Annotated in this window: 19 protein-coding genes; 13 read left to right on the top strand and 6 right to left on the bottom strand. The window is 74.1% G+C overall.

Features of this window, described 5'->3' with window-relative positions:
- Window positions 1–62 precede the first annotated feature (62 nt).
- Window positions 63–1937: an arabinofuranosyltransferase gene (locus tag J3P38_RS04000; protein ID WP_210502739.1), complete on the bottom strand. Its 1875-nt coding sequence runs from the start codon at window positions 1935–1937 to the stop codon at window positions 63–65.
- 119 nt (window positions 1938–2056) lie between these two features.
- Here J3P38_RS04000 and J3P38_RS03995 point away from each other — a divergent pair, with 119 nt between their 5' ends.
- From J3P38_RS03995 to J3P38_RS03980, 4 genes are read left to right on the top strand one after another with little or no spacing between them, the layout of a single operon-like run.
- Complete coding sequence (locus J3P38_RS03995; RefSeq protein ID WP_210438563.1) at window positions 2057–3076, top strand: decaprenyl-phosphate phosphoribosyltransferase; 1020 nt, start codon at window positions 2057–2059, stop codon at window positions 3074–3076.
- A gap of 17 nt (window positions 3077–3093) precedes the next feature.
- On the top strand, window positions 3094–4458 hold the full coding sequence (locus J3P38_RS03990; RefSeq protein WP_307807694.1) for an FAD-binding oxidoreductase: 1365 nt from the start codon (window positions 3094–3096) through the stop codon (window positions 4456–4458).
- Window positions 4459–4484: 26 nt separating this feature from the next.
- A complete protein-coding gene (locus J3P38_RS03985) occupies window positions 4485–5243 on the top strand; it encodes a decaprenylphospho-beta-D-erythro-pentofuranosid-2-ulose 2-reductase (RefSeq protein ID WP_210438561.1) in 759 nt (252 codons plus the stop codon).
- 10 nt (window positions 5244–5253) lie between these two features.
- Window positions 5254–6486, top strand: coding sequence for an MATE family efflux transporter (locus J3P38_RS03980; protein WP_210502737.1), 1233 nt, complete (start codon window positions 5254–5256; stop codon window positions 6484–6486).
- Here the strand turns inward: J3P38_RS03980 and J3P38_RS03975 are convergent.
- Together J3P38_RS03975 and J3P38_RS03970 are read right to left on the bottom strand one after the other, a co-directional pair.
- Entirely contained in the window at window positions 6410–6985 is a 576-nt protein-coding gene (locus J3P38_RS03975) for a GNAT family N-acetyltransferase (RefSeq protein WP_307807693.1), read from the bottom strand. The two genes, J3P38_RS03980 and J3P38_RS03975, sit on opposite strands and share 77 nt — an antisense overlap.
- Before the next feature lie 44 nt (window positions 6986–7029).
- On the bottom strand, window positions 7030–7446 hold the full coding sequence (locus J3P38_RS03970; protein ID WP_210438559.1) for a VOC family protein: 417 nt from the start codon (window positions 7444–7446) through the stop codon (window positions 7030–7032).
- Between the two features lie 142 nt (window positions 7447–7588).
- Between J3P38_RS03970 and J3P38_RS03965 the strand changes: the two genes are divergently transcribed.
- Entirely contained in the window at window positions 7589–8062 is a 474-nt protein-coding gene (locus J3P38_RS03965; protein WP_210438558.1) for a hypothetical protein, read from the top strand.
- A gap of 30 nt (window positions 8063–8092) precedes the next feature.
- Here the strand turns inward: J3P38_RS03965 and J3P38_RS03960 are convergent, their stop codons facing one another.
- On the bottom strand, window positions 8093–9295 hold the full coding sequence (locus J3P38_RS03960) for an MFS transporter (RefSeq protein WP_210502736.1): 1203 nt from the start codon (window positions 9293–9295) through the stop codon (window positions 8093–8095).
- A complete protein-coding gene (locus J3P38_RS03955) occupies window positions 9282–9614 on the bottom strand; it encodes a DUF3054 domain-containing protein (RefSeq protein ID WP_210438556.1) in 333 nt (110 codons plus the stop codon). The genes J3P38_RS03960 and J3P38_RS03955 overlap by 14 nt, the downstream gene beginning before the upstream one ends.
- 32 nt (window positions 9615–9646) lie before the next feature.
- Between J3P38_RS03955 and J3P38_RS03950 the strand changes: the two genes are divergently transcribed.
- The 3 genes from J3P38_RS03950 to J3P38_RS03940 are packed head-to-tail and all read left to right on the top strand — an operon-like array spanning window position 9647 to window position 12918.
- Window positions 9647–10990 carry a cytochrome P450 gene (locus J3P38_RS03950; protein WP_210502735.1) on the top strand — a complete coding sequence of 448 codons (1344 nt, stop codon included), beginning with the start codon at window positions 9647–9649 and terminating at the stop codon, window positions 10988–10990.
- A gap of 38 nt (window positions 10991–11028) precedes the next feature.
- Window positions 11029–12087: a family 43 glycosylhydrolase gene (locus J3P38_RS03945; protein WP_210502734.1), complete on the top strand. Its 1059-nt coding sequence runs from the start codon at window positions 11029–11031 to the stop codon at window positions 12085–12087.
- A 24-nt stretch (window positions 12088–12111) separates the two neighbouring features.
- Window positions 12112–12918: a thioesterase family protein gene (locus J3P38_RS03940; protein ID WP_210502733.1), complete on the top strand. Its 807-nt coding sequence runs from the start codon at window positions 12112–12114 to the stop codon at window positions 12916–12918.
- A gap of 1 nt (window position 12919) precedes the next feature.
- Here J3P38_RS03940 and J3P38_RS03935 read toward each other — a convergent pair whose 3' ends face one another.
- Window positions 12920–14029: a hypothetical protein gene (locus J3P38_RS03935; protein WP_210502732.1), complete on the bottom strand. Its 1110-nt coding sequence runs from the start codon at window positions 14027–14029 to the stop codon at window positions 12920–12922.
- A 48-nt stretch (window positions 14030–14077) separates the two neighbouring features.
- Between J3P38_RS03935 and J3P38_RS03930 the strand changes: the two genes are divergently transcribed.
- From J3P38_RS03930 to J3P38_RS03910, 5 genes are read left to right on the top strand one after another with little or no spacing between them, the layout of a single operon-like run.
- Window positions 14078–15085 (top strand): glycosyltransferase, encoded by a 1008-nt coding sequence (locus J3P38_RS03930; RefSeq protein ID WP_210438551.1) that lies wholly within the window; start codon window positions 14078–14080, stop codon window positions 15083–15085.
- On the top strand, window positions 15078–16247 hold the full coding sequence (locus tag J3P38_RS03925; protein WP_210502731.1) for an NAD(P)/FAD-dependent oxidoreductase: 1170 nt from the start codon (window positions 15078–15080) through the stop codon (window positions 16245–16247). The genes J3P38_RS03930 and J3P38_RS03925 overlap by 8 nt, the downstream gene beginning before the upstream one ends.
- Window positions 16248–16307: 60 nt before the next feature.
- Window positions 16308–17090 carry an NAD-dependent epimerase/dehydratase family protein gene (locus J3P38_RS03920; protein ID WP_210438549.1) on the top strand — a complete coding sequence of 261 codons (783 nt, stop codon included), beginning with the start codon at window positions 16308–16310 and terminating at the stop codon, window positions 17088–17090.
- The gene (locus tag J3P38_RS03915) at window positions 17087–17908 is read left to right on the top strand and encodes a sugar phosphate isomerase/epimerase family protein (RefSeq protein ID WP_210438548.1); all 822 of its coding nucleotides are present in this window, start codon (window positions 17087–17089) and stop codon (window positions 17906–17908) included. The genes J3P38_RS03920 and J3P38_RS03915 overlap by 4 nt, the downstream gene beginning before the upstream one ends.
- Window positions 17905–18261 (top strand): DMT family transporter, encoded by a 357-nt coding sequence (locus J3P38_RS03910; protein WP_210438547.1) that lies wholly within the window; start codon window positions 17905–17907, stop codon window positions 18259–18261. Before J3P38_RS03915 ends, J3P38_RS03910 begins: the two co-directional genes overlap by 4 nt.
- The last annotated feature ends 6 nt before the right edge of the window (window positions 18262–18267 follow it).

Here is an 18267-nt window from a genome sequence, read left to right as displayed (position 1 = left end):
GACCGGGAGCGGGTCGGCGCCCTTGTCCTGTCCGACGAGCCGGGTCCGCTGCGTACGCGGCGTCAGCGGACCGCGACGACGCTCCAGCGCCCGACGTCGGCGCGCTCGAACCAGGGCGCCGCGAAGAGGTCAGCGGGGAAGACGACCTGCTCGCGCCGGGTCCGGTCGGGGAAGTCGTCGACCATGAAGCGGAGGGTGAGCTCCTCGCCCGAGCGCTCCAGCACGAGACCGTCCACCCGGTCGTAAGGGTTGTCGTGCAGCAGCGCGGACGCGCACGCGGGGTCCGGGCACGCGGCGACCTCCCGCAGGAGCTCCACCCGGGACCCGAACCGGCCGTTGGGGTGGGAGTAGATGCTCTTGAACGCCGTGAAGCCGTGGACGGGCACGGTGGCGAGCAGGTCGACACGGCTGGTCACCAGCACCGTCTCGGAGCGGGCCAGCCCGGGTCGCAGCCGGTCCCACGCCGCCAGCACGTCGACGACCGGCGGGTCGTGGGCGCGGACGAACAGCACCGGGACCACCGGCTCCCGGCCGCCGGCGCCCTCGGGCACCCGGCCGTCGGGGTAGCGCGTCGTCTGCGCGACGAGGGCCGGCGTGCCGGTGGCCCACTCGACGGCCACGTGGTGGGTCGCCGCTCCAGCGGCCGCCGCCACGCCGACCGCCGCGGCGATCCGGGCCACGCGCCCCGGCGCGCTCGACCGCAGGTGCGCGAGCAGCCGCGAGCCGCCCAGGACGCCGCAGGCGACGAGCAGCAGCTCGAGCAGGTCGTTGGTCTTGAAGGCCAGCACCCCCACGTCGAGGCGCTCGAGGACAGCGCCCGCGCCGAGCGTGGCCAACGCGCCGGCCAGCGCCAGCGCCAGCCCGCCGGCGAGCGGGCCGTCGGGCAGCGGGTCGTCGGCCCGGACCCGCCGGCGGCGCCAGGCGGCCCAGCCCAGCCAGACGAGCCCGCCGATCATGACCAGGCCGGCGGCCTCCCAGGGGGAGGGGGGCACCGGCACGTTGCCCCCGGGCCTGGCGTACCGCAGCTGCAGGGTGTCGCTGGGCAGCCGCAGGCGCGCCAGGACCGCGCCGACCCAGTACGGCGACGACACGAGGAGCGCGACCGCGCCGATGCCCAGCGCCCGGGGCAGCGGCAGCCTCGGCGCGCGGCCGCGACGCCGGGCCACCACGTCGGCGCCGAGCGCGAGCAGGGTGGCGAGCCCGAGCGGGAGCAGGAAGTAGGTGTGCACGAGGACCAGGACCCCCAGCACGACCCCCAGCGCCCACGCCCGGGGACGTGGGCTCCCGGGCGTGCGGACGTCGCGGACCGCGAGCAGCCACCACGGGACCAGGCACGTCAGCACCACCCACTCGTCCGGCTTGTGCGGGTGTGCGCACCACAGGGCGGTGAGGACCGCGAGCGCCGCGGCGCGAGGCGCGCCGACCACGCGGTGCCACAGGCCGTACGCCAGCACGGGGACCGCTGCCGCGACCGCCACCTGCACCGGCTTGACCGCCGCCCAGCCGGGCGTCCCGGTGAGGTCCGCGACGCGACCCTCGAGCCAGCCCACGGCGGGCGGGTAGTAGGCGGGCAGGCCGCGGTAGCCGTAGTCGACGAGGAAGGCGGTGTCGGCGTAGCGCGTCGCCATCTGGGTGCGGAAGGCGGCATCGGCGAACAGTCCGTGCCACCCCCACCTGGTGCCGTCGAGGCCCGCGACGGCCAGCGCCGTGAGCAGCGCGGCGCCGGCCACGACGGCGGCGTCCGCCGCGAGGCGGGGACGCCGCGGACCGGCGACAGCGAGGACTGCGGCGACGAGGGTCGCGGACACCGTGGCGCTGAGCACGACCGCGAGCCGCCACCCCGACTGCGTGACCCGGACGTCGAGGGCAGCGACGCACCCGGCGACCGCCGCGGCGGCGAGCACGCAGGCGAGGAGCGTGAGCACTGCCCGTCGCATCTGCCGCCTCCTGGCACTCCCCGGTGGTGGTCGCTCGCGCGCCGCACCCGTGCTCGGCCGTCAGGATAGGTCACCCCCACCTTGGGTACGGCGTGGCTCGGCCACCTTGGGAGGGAAGCATGACCACCACCGAGCCACGCCCGGAGACCTGGGTGGTGCCCGCGCCTGCGTCGGGTCCTCCGCGGGTGCCGGCGCCGCGTCGCGAGGACGACGCGCCGGCGCCGAGCGGGCAGGCGGTCCCGGCGCCCGGTCCGACCACGCGCGGCGCCCGCGCCGCCGCCCTCGCCCGCGGCTGCCGACCACGGCAGATGACCAAGAACGTCCTCGTGCTCACCGCGCCGGCCATGGCGGGCGCCGGCCTGCTCGAACCGGTCGTCCTGCTCGGCGCGGCGGTCGCGTTCGTGACCTTCTGCGCCGCGTCGGCGGCAGTCTACCTGGCCAACGACCTGCGCGACGTCGAGGCCGACCGCCGCCACCCCGTCAAGCGGTTCCGGCCCATCGCCAGTGGGGCCGTGACGCCGGGGACCGCCTGGCGCGCCGCGGTGTCGCTCGTGGTGGGCGCCCTGGCCCTGGCCCTGCTGTGGTCGCCGGCGCTGGCGGTCGTGCTCGCGGGCTACCTGGCGGTCCAGGTGGCCTACACCGGCGGCCTCAAGAACCGGCCGGGGGTCGACCTCCTCGTCGTGGCGAGCGGCTTCGTGCTGCGGGTCGTCGCGGGAGGCGTCGCCGCCGGCGTGGAGCTGTCGGTGCCGTTCCTCACCGTGGTCGGCTTCGCCTCGCTCTTCATGGTCGCGGGCAAGCGGTACTCCGAGCTCGCCACCCTCGGGTCGACGGGCTCGACCCGGCCGGTCCTGCGTGGCTACTCGCTGCGGCGGCTGCGCGCGACCTGGCAGGCCTCCGCGGCGGTCGCGCTCGGCGGGTACGCCGTCGCGGCCGCCGGCCTGGGTCCGCTGGGCACCGTCGCCGGGACCTTCGCCCTCCTCTCGGTGCCGCCGTTCGTGGCCGGGATCGCGCGCTACGCCACGCACGTGCGCTCGGCCGCGGCCGGCTGCCCCGAGGCCGTCGTCTTCGGGGACCGCACCCTGCAGGTGCTCGGCCTGCTGTGGCTCGTGACCGTCGTTCCCGCGCTGGCGGCGGCGTGAGGGGTACCGCCCCGGCCGTGCAGCGGCGCACGCTCACCGGGTGGGGGCGCACGGCGCCCTCCGCGGCGGACGTGGCCTCGCCGCGCAGCCCGGACGAGGTCGCGTCGCTGGTCGCAGCACCCCGGGTCGGCGGCGACCGACCCCATCGCGGTGTCCTGGCCCGCGGACTCGGCCGGAGCTACGGCGACGCCGCGCAGAACGCCGGCGGCCTCGTCCTGGACATGACCGGCTGCGACCGGATCCTCGCCGTCGACGTCGAGGAGCGGGTGGTCCGGGTGGAGGCGGGCGTCAGCATCGACGCCCTCACCCGGACCCTGCTGCCCCTCGGGCTGTGGCTCCCCGTCGTGCCGGGCACGCGGCAGGTCACCGTGGGCGGGGCCATCGCCGCCGACGTCCACGGCAAGAACCACCACGTCTCGGGGTCCTTCGGCGCCCACGTGCTCGCGCTCGACCTCGTCGCCGCTGACGGCGAGGTGCGCACGCTGACCCCCGACGGCCCGGGCGCCGAGGCGTTCTGGGCGACCGTCGGCGGCATGGGGCTCACCGGGGTCGTCGTGCGCGCCACGCTGTCCTGCATCCCCGCCGAGACGGCGTACGCCGTGGTGCGCACCGAGCGCGCGCGCGACCTCGACCACCTCCTGGACCTGCTCGCCGAGGACGACCCGGACCCCTACTCCGTCGCCTGGTTCGACGCCCTCGCCCGGGGCCCACGGATGGGGCGGGCCGTGCTGACCCGCGGCCGGCTGGCGCAGGTCGGCGACCTGCCGGCGAGGCTGGCGAAGCACCCGTCCTCCTTCGGCGCCGCCTCACGCGGCCCGGCCGTGCCCGTGCTGCCGCACGGCCTGCTCAACCGCGCCATGGGCCGGGCGTTCAACGAGCTGTGGTTCCGCAAGGCGCCGGCGCGCCCGACGACCGACGTGCAGCCGCTCGGGGCGTTCTTCCAGCCGCTCGACGGCGTCCGCGACTGGAACCGCGTCTACGGGCCGCGGGGCTTCTGCCAGTACCAGTTCGTGGTGCCCGAGTCGGAGACCGACGCCTTCCGGCGCGCGGTCGCGCTGATCGCCGGCTCGGGGCACCCCTCCTGCCTCAACGTCCTCAAGCGGATGGGCGAGAGCGGGCCCGGGCTGCTCTCCTTCCCGGCGCCGGGGTGGACGCTGGCCGTCGACCTGCCGGTGGGCCCCGGGCTCGACCGGCTCCTCGACGGGCTCGACGACCTGGTGCTGGGCGCCGGGGGACGGGTCTACCTCGCCAAGGACTCCCGGCTGCGGCCCGACGCCGTCGAGGCGATGTATCCCCGCCTCGGGCAGTTCCGCTCCGCGCGTCGGGTGTTGGATCCTGACGGCCTGTTCGTGTCCGACCTCGCCCGGCGGGTGCTGCTGTGAGCCCGCCCCACCCCCAGGAGCCGACCGTGCTCGATGCCACCGGCCGCCCCCGTTCGCTGTTCCTGCTCGGCGGGACCTCCGACATCGCCCTCGCCGTCGCCGAGCGGTACGCCGCCCGCACGCCGGGGCTGCGCGTCGTCCTCGCCGCCCGTCCGGGCGAGCGGCGCGACGCGGCGGTGTCCCGGCTGCAGGGCCTCGGCTGCGAGGTGCACGCGGTGGACCTCGAGGCGCGGTCGGTCGAGTCGCACGAGCAGGCGGTGCGTGCGGCCGCCGGCCACGGCGACCTCGACGTGTCGGTCGTGGCCTATGGGGTCCTCGGCGACAACGAGCGCGCCTGGACCGACGTCGCCGCCGGCACCGAGCTCGCCGAGGTCAACTTCGTGGGCCCGCTCGCCGCGGGGATCCTGCTCGGCGAGCAGGTCCGGCGCCAGGGCCACGGCGTGGTCGTCGCACTGTCCAGCGTGGCCGCCGAGCGCCCCCGCCGGTCGAACTTCGTCTACGGGGCCACGAAGGCCGGTACCGATGCCTTCTTCACCGGTCTGGGCGAGGCCCTCCGCGAGCACGGCGGCCACGTGCTGGTCGTACGCCCCGGCTTCGTGCGCTCGAAGATGACCGCCGGTCTCGACCCGGCCCCGCTCGCGACGGATCCCGGTCACGTCGCCGACGCGGTGCTGGCGGCCGTCGACGCGCGCCGCGAGCAGGTGTGGGTCCCGGGTGCGATGCGAGGCGTCATGGTCGTCCTGCGGCACCTGCCGCGTCCGGTGTTCCGACGACTGCCCATCTGACGGGCGCCTGATGGCCCCTCGCGTGCGCGGGCAGATCGGCGGGACCGCCCAGGTCGCGGTCGCGACGATGGTCATGAACCTGGCGATGTACGGGTTCACCGTCTCCGCCGCCCGCCTCCTCGGGCCGACCGCCTACGGCGGGTTCTTCGCCGTCGTCAACCTCATGCTGATCGTGGGCGTCCTCCAGCTCGGGCTGCAGGCCACGGCGGCACGACGCATCAGCTCCGACCCCGCGCACGTGGAGCAGATCGAGCGGGAGATCCTGCGGGTGTCCTTCCGCGCCGCCCTCCTCCTCGCCGCCCTGCTCCTCGCGGCGGCACCGGTGGTGACTGTGCTGCTCGACCTCGAGAGTCCCGGCACCGCCCTGCTCGCCGCCCTGGCGGCCGTGCCGCTCACCATGTCGGGGGCGCAGGCCGGGATCCTGCAGGGCGAGCGCCGGTGGCGCGAGCTGGCGGTGCTGTACGTCCTCATGGGGGTGCCCCGGCTGCTGGCCGGCCTGGCGCTCGTCCTGTGGCGACCGACGGAGCTGACGGCGTTCGCCGGCGTCGCGGTCGGGTTCGCGGCCGCGTACCTCTACGGCCGGCACGCCCTGCGGCACGGCCGACGACCGGGCGCCGGGCACGCGCGCCACGCGTTCCTCCCGCTCGTGCGGGAGACGGCTCGCAGCTCCCAGGCGCTGCTCGCGTTCCTCGCGCTCAGCAACGCCGACATGCTCCTGGCCCGGGCCGTCCTCGACCCGGCCGAGTCCGGTCTCTACGCCGCGGGCCTGCTGGTGTCGCGCGCCGTGCTGTTCCTGCCCCAGTTCGTCGTGGTGGTCGCGTTCCCGTCGATGTCGTCGGAGGACGGCGCGGAGCGAGCCCTCGTCATCAGCCTCGGGGCGGTGGTCGGCGTGGGCCTGCTGTGCACAGCGGCGACGGCCATGCTGGCCGACCTGGCGCTCCTCTTCGCCGGCGGGGCCGCGTACGCCGAGGTCCGCGACGTGCTGTGGATCTTCGCCCTCCTGGGCACCGCGACGTCGGTGGTGCAGCTGCTCGTCTACTCGGCCCTCGCCCGCCCGGGCGGACGGTCGGTCCACCTGGTGTGGGCGGCCCTGACGGTCATGGTCCTGGCGACCACCGCCGTCGGCACGGTCACCGAGATGCTGCTGGTCGTGCTCGCCGTGGACGTCAGCCTCGCGGTCGTGCTCGTCGCCACTCGTCCTCGAGCATCGCGAACACCAGCTGGGTCGCCCAGTCGCCCTTGAACAGCACGCCGTCGACGTGCCGCGCCTCCTGCCGGAAGCCGAGCCTGCCGAGCAGCCGGCCCGAGGCCTCGTTGCCGTCGATGACCACGGCGCACACCCGGTGGAAGCCGAGGTGGTCGAAGCCGAGCCGCAGCATGGCGGTGGCGGCCTCGGCGGCGTAGCCGCGCCCCTGGTGCTCCCGCGCGAACGCGAAGCCGACCTCGCCCTGCCGGTCCGAGGCCCACTTCAGCAGGACCTCGCCGATCACGTGGCCGGTCTCGCGCAGCTCCACCCCGAGCACGAGCCACTGGCCGTGCGCACGGAGCTCGGTCTGGGCGAGCTTCGCCCGCAGCGCCTCCTCCGTCGCGGCGCGGTCGCGCACCGGCCAGGGGACGTAGCGCACGACCGCGGGGTCACCGTGGAAGGCCGCGAGGTCGTCGAGGTCGCCCATCCGGTGCGCCCGCAGCACCAGCCGCTCGGTCTCGATCGGGAGCTGCACGTCCAGGGCCGCGTCGGTCACGCGGGCGATCGTCGCACGCCGGCGGCGCCCACCCGCTCAGCGGCTCACAGGGAGAAGTGGCCGGGAGCCAGGCTGCGCAGCACGCAGAACTCGTTGCCCTCGGGGTCGGCCATGACGACCCAGGACTCCTCGCCGGTCTGGCCGACGTCGGCGCGGGTCGCCCCGAGCCCCAGCAGCCGCTCGACCTCCTCGTCCCGCGAGCGGTCGACGGGGGAGAGGTCGAGGTGCATCCGGTTCTTCGCGACCTTCCCCTCCTCGACCGCCGCCAGGAACATCGTCGGCGGCACCGGACCGGAGCGGACGGCGTCGAGCAGCGCCTGGTCGCTCGCGCGCGGCGGTCCGATCTCGACCAGTCCGGGCTCGCGGTCGAGCACCACCCACTCGAGGGCAGCGGTCCAGAACTCCGCGAGCCGGTCGGGGTCGTGGCAGTCCAGGGAGATCTCGGTCAGTCGGGAGGCCATGCGGCGATCCAAGCACGTCCCGAGCCGGCCGGACCCCACCCGGCCCTCGTACCGACGCTGAACCACTCAGCCTGTCTGCGAATGGGGGCCACGTCACGGCATTCGGCTGACGCACGTTGCTGTGAGTGGGAAGATTCCGATCGTGGAATCGTCGGTCTTCATCTCTCTCGGCAGCCTCGTCCTCGGCTCCGGTCTGACGTTCGGGCTCGAGGTGCTGCGCCACAAGCGCACCCGGAACGACACGGTGCAGGACGCCCGACGGCTGGAGCGTTCCCAGGCTTACGTCGACTTCCTCAACTCCGCTCATGATGCAGCGCACTTGCTGGGGCGTTCCACTCCCGGGTGTCCGAATCCGTTGGACGCAGACGGCGCTGTCTACTGGACTCTCGACAGCGACGTGACCCGGCGCCTCCGCGTGATCGAAATCGTCGGCGCCGAGGCCGTGACAGGCGCTGCGCGGATGTTGCGGGCGGCGCTGGACGACTTCCGGGCAGCGACGACGCGTCCGGGCATGGTCTACGCCACCGACGAGTACTGGCACGAGTACTCGAACGTCGCGCGACATCGCGATTCATTCATCGAGAGCGCTCGGCACGATCTGCGGACGACCAGCTGAAGCCGTAACCGTGGGGCACCAGGCCGCGGCTTAATACTCGTCGTCGACGTACGTCGGCCGGGCGACGCGCATCCCGGCGAGGGCCAGCGGGATGCCGGTGAGGGCGAGCAGGGCGAGCACGAGGGTCCAGCCGCCCGTCGCGTCGTGCACCACGCCCACCAGGAAGGGGCCGATCGCGGCCAGCGCGTAGCCCACGGACTGCACGAAACCGGACAGCTGGGCGGTCACCGACGGGTGCCGGGTCCGGGCGGTGATCATCGCGATGGCGAACGGGAAGGCGAGGCCGGCATAGCCGAGGACCAACGCCCACAGCCACGGAACCGTCGCGGGCGCGACGAGCAGCCCGGTGTAGCCGAGGACGAGCAGGACGCCGAACGACAGCGCGAGGACCTGCAACCCGCGTCCGCGCTCGATCACCGTGGGCAGCGCCAGCGCGCCCGCGATGCCGACGCTGGACAGCAGCGCCTGCAGGGCGCCGGCGTGCGACGCCGAGATGCCGGCGTCCCGGTAGACCTGGGGCAGCCAGCCGAACTGCACGTAGGCATGCATCGACTGCACGCCGAACAGCACGGTCAGCGCGACCGCGGTCGGGGAATGAGCCACCCGGCCGCTCGGCGCGGCCCCGACGACCCGGTGCTCGGTGGGGGACCGGCGCTCGCGGAGGGCCAGCCAGCCCCACAGGGGCAGCGCGACGGCGGCGAGGACTCCCCACATGCCGAGACCGGCACGCCACGAGCCGCCGGCCTCCGTGGCCGGCGCGGTCGCGAGGGAGCCGATGGTGCCGCCGACGACCAACCCGGTGCCGTAGACCGTCATCAGGGCGACGGCGTGCCCGTGCGCCTTGATCCAGGCGGGCACCAGCACGTTCCCCACCGCCATGCCGGCGAGGCCGACGACGGTGGGGACCAGGAACGCCGGGACGCTGTCGGTGCTGACCCGCAGGAGCAGGCCGAGGGCCGCGACGGCGAGGCCCACCGCGACGCCGGCGGTCATGCCGACCTTCCGGGCGAAGGCGACGGACACCGCGCCCACCAGGCCAAAGACCAAACCGGGCAGGCCGGTGACGGCGCCGGCGACACCGGCGCTCATGCCGAGCCCGAGGCGTACCTCCTCGAGCACCGGCCCGATCGAGGACGCGCCGGGACGGAGGTTGATCGAGACGAGCACCACGGCAGCGAACAGGACGGCGAAGGGCACGGCGCCGCCGCGCGGGCGGGCGTCAGCGTCGGGCACGTGCACCGACTCTAGGGAGCACGAGGAGTGCGCCCAGGACGAGGGTCGCGACGACGACGAACGCCAGCGCCGTCCCCTGCCCGCTGGCCTGACGCAGCACCATGCCGCCGACGAGCGCACCGATCCAGACGACGATCCCGGAGCCGACCGCGGCCGGCGGCCGGCGGCTGGCGGCGAGGGCCGCCCAGGCGAGGAGCGTCCCGGCCAGGAACGGCCACGCCGTCTGCCACCAGCCGTCGACGGTCACGGCGCCGTGGTGACTGTAGCGCCCGAGCACCGCGAAGACGCCGACGAGGAGGAGGTCGACGGCGAGCCACATGGCGCCACCCTAGGCAGCACTACGCTCGGGCCATGACGTCGACCACCCTCCCCGCCCCGCGGGTGGCGCGGCGGCGGGTCGCCCGGGAGGTCCGGGCCGGCGTGCACTGGGGCGTTGCCCACGGCCTCCCGACGCTGGTGCTGCGGCGAGCCGCCGACCGCGGCGACCTGCAGGCGCAGCTCGTGCTGGTCGGGTCGCGGGGCACCGACGAGGTCTTCGACCTCGTCGAGGAGATCCGCGCGCGCGGCCCGCTCTACCGTTCCCGGCTCGGCTACGTCACCGCGAGCCACGCCGCCGTCCGGCAGGTGCTCACCAGCGACGACTTCCGCACCGGGCTCCCGACCAGTGACGGAGCGCTCGGCAGGGTCGTGCGCTGGGCGGCGCCGACCACGCTGCACCCGGTCGAGCCGCCCTCCCTCCTCGTGAGCGAGCCGCCGGACCACACCCGCTACCGCCGCCTCGTGACCCGCGTCTTCACCATGCGCGCGGTGGAGCGCCTGCGCGAGCGGACCGAGGAGATCGCCGCGGGCCTGCTCGACGCCCTCGAGCAGCGCGCCGCCGACCCCGTCGACCTCGTGGAGCGCTACTGCGCCCAGCTCCCGGTCACCGTGATCGCTGAGGTGCTGGGAGTGCCCGAGGAGGAGCGTCCCCGCGTGCTGGACTTCGGCTCGCACGCCGCGCCCAGCCTCGACCTGGGCCTCGACTACCGGCGCTACCGGTCGGTGTCGCGGGCGCTGCGGCAGTTCGACGCCTGGCTCGGCGACCACCTCGACCGGCTGCGCCGTGCCCCCGGCGACGACCTCCTCAGCGAGCTCGTCGCCGTCCGCCACGAGGGCGAGGGCCTCACCGAGACCGAGCTCAAGGCGACCGCCGGGCTGGTGCTGGCCGCGGGCTTCGAGACCACGGTCAACCTCCTCGGCAACGGCATCGCCTTGCTCCATGACCACGCCGCCGAGCGAGCCCGCGTCACCGCCGACCCGTCGCTGTGGGCCAACGTCGTCGAGGAGGCGCTGCGCCTCGATCCGCCGGTGCTGCTCACCGGGCGGATGGCCGTGCGCGACACCGAGGTCGGCGGCCAGGAGGTGCGGGCCGGCTCCATGGTGACCGCGATCCTCGGCGGCGCGAACCGCGATCCCGCGGTGTTCGCGGAGCCGCTGCGCTTCGACGTCGGGCGCCCCAACGCCCGCGACCACATCGCCTTCTCCGCCGGACGGCACCACTGCCTGGGCGCCCAGCTCGCCCGGATGGAGGGCGAGGTGGGGCTGCGCGCCATCTGGCAGCGCTACCCCGACCTGCGGCTCGAGCCCGGCGGGCGCCGCCGGGAGACCCGGATCCTGCGCGGCTTCGAGCGGCTCCCGGCGACGCTGCGGCCCTGAACGCGCCGCGGGGCCGCCGGGCGGGATACCGTCCCCCGGTGCCGAACCGGAGAGCAGTCCGCCTGCTCGTGCTGCTGCTGACCGCCGGGCTGCTCCACGCCGCCGCTCCGGCGACCGCGGACGACGCGCGGGACTGGGTCCCGCGGCCCGTCCTGGACCTGGACTTCCCCGACCCGGCGGTCGTCGCCGCACCCGGGGGCCTCGTCGCGTACGCCACCGGCGACCGGGTCCCGCATGCCTGGTCACGCGTCGCCGGAGGCCCCTGGCGGCGCGGGCCGAGCCTGCTGACGCACCGTCCGTCGTGGTCGCGCGAGGGCGGCGTCTGGGCGGTCGACGTGGCGCGCGTGCGCGGCCGGTGGCTGCTCTACTACGCGACCCCCGTGCGCGGGATGGGCGAGCACGGCCGGTGCATCGGCGTGGCGCGGTCCAGGTCGGCGCGCGGCCCGTTCCGGCCCGTGGGCAGCGCCCCGCTGGTCTGCCCGTCGTACGCCGGCACCCCGGCGGCGCAGGACCCGCTGCTGCCGCGCGATCCCACGCTGCCCCGGGCCGGGGTGATCGACCCGTCGTGGTTCCGCGACGCGGACGGGTCGGCGTACCTGCTCTACAAGACCGACCGCATCCCGTCCACGGTGCGGATCGTGCCGCTCACCCGCGACGGGCAGTCGGTGCGGACCGGGACGACCAGCCTGGAGCTGGTCCGGTCCGCCGGCGTGATCGAGAACCCGGTGCTCACCCGCCGTCCGGAGGGCTACGTGATGCTGGCCTCGGAGGGCGACTGGACCCGCTGCGAGTACCGCACCCGCTGGCTGCGCTCGGCGAGCCTGCTCGACTGGACGGCGGCCGAGAGCGGGATGCTGCTCGACGCCGCGACGACCGGCCTCTGCGGTCCCGGCGGCGCCGACCTCCTCGAGGAGCCCGGGGGGCGGACGCTGGCGTTCCTGCACGGCTGGACCTGCCGCGGCACCGCGCTGCCCTGTGTGGGCACCGGCAAGTGGGACCACAAGCCCCGGCAGCGCGGCCGCCGGTCGATGTACGCCGCCCGGCTCGGCTGGGTGGACGGTGTGCCGCAGGTCACCGGCTGGCTCCGGCCGCGCTGAGCCGGCCAGCCCTAGGCTCGGGCCATGGCTTCGGAGTGGGACGCGCACACCGCGCTGGCGGCTGAGGGCCCCGGCCTGCACGGCGCCGAGCTGGACCGCGGCTGGATGGTCGGCGGCGGCGTGAACGGCGGGTACCTGCTGGGGATCCTCGGCAAGGCGGTCGCGCGAGCCGTGCCGGCCAAGCCGCACCCGCTGGCCGTGAGCGCCCACTACCTGTCCGCCTCGAGACCGGGCCCGGCCCAGGTCTGCACGCGCGTGCTGCGCGAGGGCGGCTCCGCGGCGACCGTATCCGCCGAGCTCCAGCAGGAGGGCGGCACGCGTCTCACCGCCCTGGCGACCTACGGCGACCTGGGCGCGATGCCCGACGACGTGGCCACGACCGCCGAGGAGCCCGACCTGCCCCCGCTGGAGGACTGCGTCCCCGGGTCGACGGCACCCGACGAGGTGCTGCGGACGGCGCCGCTGATGCAGCGCTTCGACATGCGCTTCGACCCGGCGTGCCTCGGGTGGACGACGGGCCGGCCCAGCGGCCGCGGCCACATCCGGGCGTGGTTCCGGCTCGCCGACGGCCACGAGGTCGACCCGGTGGGCCTGCTGATGGTCTGCGACGCGCTGCCGCCGGTCACCTTCGACCTCGGCCGGCCGGGCTGGGCGCCGACGCTCGAGCTCACGGTCCACGTGCGCGCGGTGCCGGCGCCGGGCTGGCTCAAGGTCTCCCACCGCACGCGCAACGTCGCCGGCGGCATGTTCGAGGAGGACTGCGAGGTCTGGGACGCCGCCGGCCGGCTGGTGGCGCAGAGCCGCCAGCTGGCGATGCAGCCCCGCGCCTGACTCAGTCGAACCAGCCGCGGTCCATCGCGACGATCCACCGCCGGCGCGGGTGCTCGGTCACCGACCAGATCCGGTCGGTGGAGGGCCAGTAGGACAGGTCCTCCGGCCCCATCGGCAGCACCCAGCGGCGTTCGCGCATCGAGCCCGGCTGCCCCGAGCACACCGACCCCGGCATCCAGCGGCCGTGGGAGACGCTGACGTGGTAGCGCCCCGACGCGACCACGACGCCCTGCATCTGGCGGACCCCGCCCTCGTCGACGGCCAGCGGGCGGGAGTAGCCGTCCTCCCCGGTCGAGAGCTGCCACGTCGCGGGGTCCAGGCGGTAGCGGGCCAGCCGGGTGGTGCCGGCGGCGGACCGCCCCGCGGCGTACTCGCCCGCGACCAGCGCCGGCGGGTCCGAGCGCCGGTCGAGGGAGGCGAAGGAGTAGCGCAGCTGCTGGTGGCCCTCGTCGGTGTACGCCCGGTAGGTGGAGCGCACGGGGAGGACGTAGCGGTGGCCGAACGAGTGCACGCTCGTGCCCTCGATCCCGAACCGGCCCGGGTGGCCGTCGCCGCCGGGGACCCGCATGATGTCGTCGACCCGGGCGGTGACGAAGCCGCGGCTGGTGGCCGCGACGTGCAGGTAGGCGCCCGCCCAGACCACGCCGCCGGCATGGATGCCCGTCGGCCGGAGCGTGAGGGTGCCGGCGTCGTCGAGGACGGGAGAGACCAGCAGGACGTGGCGGTACCTGCCGGAGTCGAGGTCGACGAACGTCACCCGCGACCCGCGCTTCACGCGGTCCCGGCCCGTGGAGTACCAGGTCGTCACCAGCAGCCTGCGGCCGCCGACGTCCTCGGTGTCGGAGGCGTCGGCGCTGGTGGAGATGCCCTGTGGGTACCACTGCACGTCGCGCTCGTCGTGGGCGTCCCAGCGGTACGCCTCGCGCACGGCTCGGCCGAGCAGGCGCGGCACCACGCGGGCCGGCCGGATGCGGTGCCCGAGGTCGTCGAGCAGCCCGTCGAGCCCGGCGGGCTCGCCCAGGACCGCCTCGAGCGCCGCGATCTCCCGCACGTTCTCGTCCGTGCGCCGCAGGTGCACGCCCTGCACGTGGGGCGGCTCCGACGCGGTCATGGAGCCACCGTAGGCCTTGCCGCGACCAATGGGTGAGAGCATGTCCCCGTGCAACGCCACCCGCTCTTCCTGTCCGTCGTCTGCGTGATGCGCAACGCGTCCGAGGACCTCGAGAACGTCCTGACCCGCCTCGGCGATGAGCTCGGCGCGCTGGTGAACGACTACGAGATCGTGGTGGTCGACAACGCCTCCGACGACGACAGCGTGTCGCGGCTGCAGGATCTCGTGGGAGAAGGGGGGCTGCCCAACATCCAGGTGTACGCGTTGACCAACCAGGTCTCGCGCGACGCCGCCACCTGGATGGGGATCGAGAGCGCCCTCGGTGACTACGTCGCCGCCATCGACCCCCTGCGCGACGACGTCGCGGTCTTGCGGCACATGCTCCAGCGGGCGGTCAGCGGGGACGATGTCGTCTTCGCCACCGACGAGAACCCGGACAAGGACCCTCGCGGCTACCGCGTGGCGCGTGGGGTCTTCGAGCGGCTCTACCGCTCGTTCACGGGCGTACGGCTGTCCCAGGAGGCGCCCACCCTCCGGCTCGTCAGCCGAGCCGTCATCAACTACGTCATGCACCACCCCCAGCCGGCGATCTCCTACCGCTTGCTGCCCGCCACAGGTGGGTTCATCCGGTCGTACGTCACCTACTCCTCCCGCCCGGTCGCGGCCGACCACCGGTCCGTGCTCGACGGGTTCGACCGAGGCATGCAGATCCTCGTATCGACCTCGCGGGCACCACTGCGTGCGGTGACGATGCTGTCGCTCTTCGGTGCCGCGGCGAACATGGTCTACGCCGCGTACGTGCTGGTGGTCGCCATCGTGAAAGACAACGTGGAGCCAGGCTGGGTGAGCGTCTCGCTCCAGCAGTCCGGGATGTTCTTCCTCATGTCGCTGGTGCTGCTGGTGCTGGGCGAGTACATCCTCCACATGGCGGCATTGTCGAACGAGACGCCCGACTACCACGTGGCGCGGGAGTTCACCAGCGCACAGGTCAGCAGCCGCGAACGGCTGAACGTCGAGAAGGTCGTCCACCTCGCGCGCCCACCGCACGATGAGTGACGCGGCCGCACCCCCACGGGGCGGCACGTGGGACGCGGTCGTGGTGGGGGGCGGGTTCTACGGGGCATGCATCGCCGCCTACCTCGTCCGACAACGGGGGCTGGAACGGGTGTGCGTGGTCGAGAGGGAGCCACGCCTGCTCAGCCGCGCGTCGTTCAACAATCAGGCGCGCGTGCACAACGGCTACCACTACCCGCGCAGCTTCACCACGGCGTTCCGCAGCCGGGTCAACCTGCCGAGGTTCGTCGCGGACTGGCCGGACGCGGTGAAGCGCGACTTCACCAAGACCTACGCCATCGCGCGCCGCAACTCCAAGGTCACCTCGAGGCAGTTCGTCCGGTTCTGCCGCGAGATCGGAGCGTCCCTCCGTCCGGCAGACGAGGCGGTCGCGTCCCTGTTCGCGCCGCGGCTGGTGGAGTCGGTCTTCGACGTGCAGGAGTGGGCGTTCGACGCATCCGTCCTCGCGGCGTGGGCTCGCGAGGAGCTGGCGAGGTGCGGGGTCGAGGTGCGGCTGTCGACGCGAGCGACGGCGGTGAGGCGCGCGTCGGAGCACGAGCTCGTCGTCCACGTCGAGTCGGGCGAGGAGGGTGTCCGGACCCCCGGCGGCGCCACGGCGGCCGAGGACATCCTGGTGACCCGGTTGGCCTTCAACTGCACCTACGCAGGGCTGAATCAGATCGCCGGCGACTTCGGCGGTGTGCGCACCGGTCTCAAGCAGGAGATCACCGAGATCGCGCTGCTCGACCTGCCCCACCCGCTCCGCGACATCGGGGTCACCGTCATGGACGGGCCGTTCTACTCGATGATGCCCTTCCCCGCCAGGCAGCTGCACACGCTCACGCATGTGCGCTACACGCCGCACCTGCAGTGGGTCGACCGACCGGGCATCGACCCCTACGGCCGGCTCAGCGACTACGAGGGTGGGACCCGGGCGGCGTGGATGCTGCGGGACGTCGCTCGGTACATGCCCGGCATCGCGGACGCGTCGTACGTGGAGTCCCTGTTCGAGGTGAAGACCGTGCTGATGAAGAATGAGGCCAACGACGCCCGGCCGATCCTCTTCGAGAGCAACGCCGACCTCCCGGGCTTCTTCTCGGTGCTCGGCGGCAAGATCGACAACATCTACGACGTCCTGGAGGAACTCGATGCCTACGCCCTGTGACCCCCCGCGCCTGCCACACGCAGGCACGAGCGGCGCCCCCCGGCTCAGGGGCTCCCGCTCGTGACGTCGGCGCTCATCGGGCACTCGGGCTTCGTCGGGTCGACCCTGAAGCGGCAGCGGGGCTTCGAGCACCAGTTCCGGTCGTCCGACATCGCGGGTATCGACGGTGGGGCCTTCGAGACGGTCGTCTGCGCCGGGGCGCCCGCGCAGAAGTGGAAGGCCAACGCCGATCCCGACGCCGACCGTCGGACCATCGACGGCCTCATCGAGCACCTCGACCGCGTCACGTCCGAGCGGTTCGTGCTCATCAGCACCGTCGACGTCTTCGGTGACCCCACCGGGGTCGACGAGTCGAGCGTGGTGCGGACCGACGGACTCCACGCCTACGGCGCCAACAGGCGCCGGCTCGAGGAGTTCGTGCAGGAGAGATTCGATCGCCACCTGGTCGTGCGACTGCCGGGCCTCGTGGGCCCGGGCCTGCGGAAGAACGTGATCTTCGACCTGCTCCACGACAACAATCTGGACGCCGTCGACTCGCGCGGCGTGTTCCAGTTCTACCCGATGGTCAACCTGTGGTGGGACATCGACTCGGCGCTCGGGGCCGGCCTGTCCCTGGTGCACCTGACGGCGGAGCCGGTCGACGTCGCCACCGTCGCGCGGCTCGGCTTCGGGCGCCCCTTCGAGAACCACCTCGCGCGCCCCGTGGCCCGCTACGACTTCCGCACGCGGCACGCGGACGTCGTCCGCGGAACCGGCGACTACCACTACTCGGCCGCCGACACGATCATGGCCGTGAGGTCCTACGCGCAGAGCGCCGCAGCGGCCGCGGAGCCGGCCTCATGAGGATCAGCATCTCCAACATCGCGTGGGCGCCCGAGGACGACCAGCGGGTCGCCGCCCTGCTCCGCGAGCGCGGGATCGACGCCGTCGACGTCGCGCCGGGCAAGTACTTCGAGGACGTGACGACCGTGTCCGACTCCGAGGTCGCGTCGGTCAGGAGCGCCTGGGACGCGCGCGGCCTGGAGATCGTCGGGATGCAGTCGCTGCTCTTCGGGACCGCTGGTCTCAACCTGTTCGGTCCCCCGTCGGTCAGGGCACGGATGATCGACTACCTCGACGCGGTCTGCCGCGTGGGTGGCGGGCTCGGAGCACGGCACCTCGTCTTCGGGTCGCCGCGCAACCGCGACCGTTCCGGCCTCGCCGACGACGCGACGGATGCCATCGCCGTCGAGTTCTTCCGGCAGCTCGGTGACCGAGCGCAGCGCCACAGGGTGCGCATCACGCTCGAGCCCAACCCGGAGGCCTACGGAGCCAACTTCATGACGACGTCGTCGGAGACCGCTCGCATCGTCCGGCTCGTGGCCCACGAGGCGATCCGCATGCAGCTCGACCTGGGGGCCTGCGCCATGAACGAGGAGGACGTGCCGCTCGTCGTGGACGAGGTGGCCGACCTCGTGGGTCACGTCCACCTCAGCGAGCCGGGCCTGGCCCCCTTGGGCGACGGTGCGAGCGATCACCGCCGAGCGCCGGCAGCGCTGCGGGCCGCCCTCGCCGATCGGGTCGCCTGCATCGAGATGGTTATGACGACCGACGAGCCGGCGACCGCGTCCGTGGAGCGGGCCGCGGACTTCGCCGTCTCGACCTACGGGGGTGCCGCGTGAGGTGGGTCCTGCTGCTCAGCGGCATCCTGTCCAACGCCGCCGCGAGCCTGCTCGTCAAGCGGGCGGTGACGGCGCCACGGACGATGCCGTCCCTGTCCGACCCCGTGGCCGCCCTGCTCAACTGGCCCTTCTGGACCGGCTTGTTCCTCTACGGTGCCGCGTTCCTGGTCTACGCCGCGTCACTCACGAGCCTGCCGATCAACGTCGCCCACCCCATCCTCACGTCCGGGGCCATCGCGGCAGTGGCGATCGGGTCGGTGGTCTTCTTCAGAGAGCCGCTGCCGGTCTCGACCGTCGTCGGCATCCTGCTGGTGGTCGCGGGCGTGACCCTGATCTCACTCAAGTCCGTCTAGGGGGAC

It is taken from the genome of Nocardioides xinjiangensis, assembly GCF_017916455.1.
GTDB lineage: Bacteria > Actinomycetota > Actinomycetes > Propionibacteriales > Nocardioidaceae > Nocardioides > Nocardioides xinjiangensis.
The sequence above is the reverse complement of the archived record's forward strand: the minus strand, read 5'-3'. Positions and strand labels throughout refer to the sequence as shown.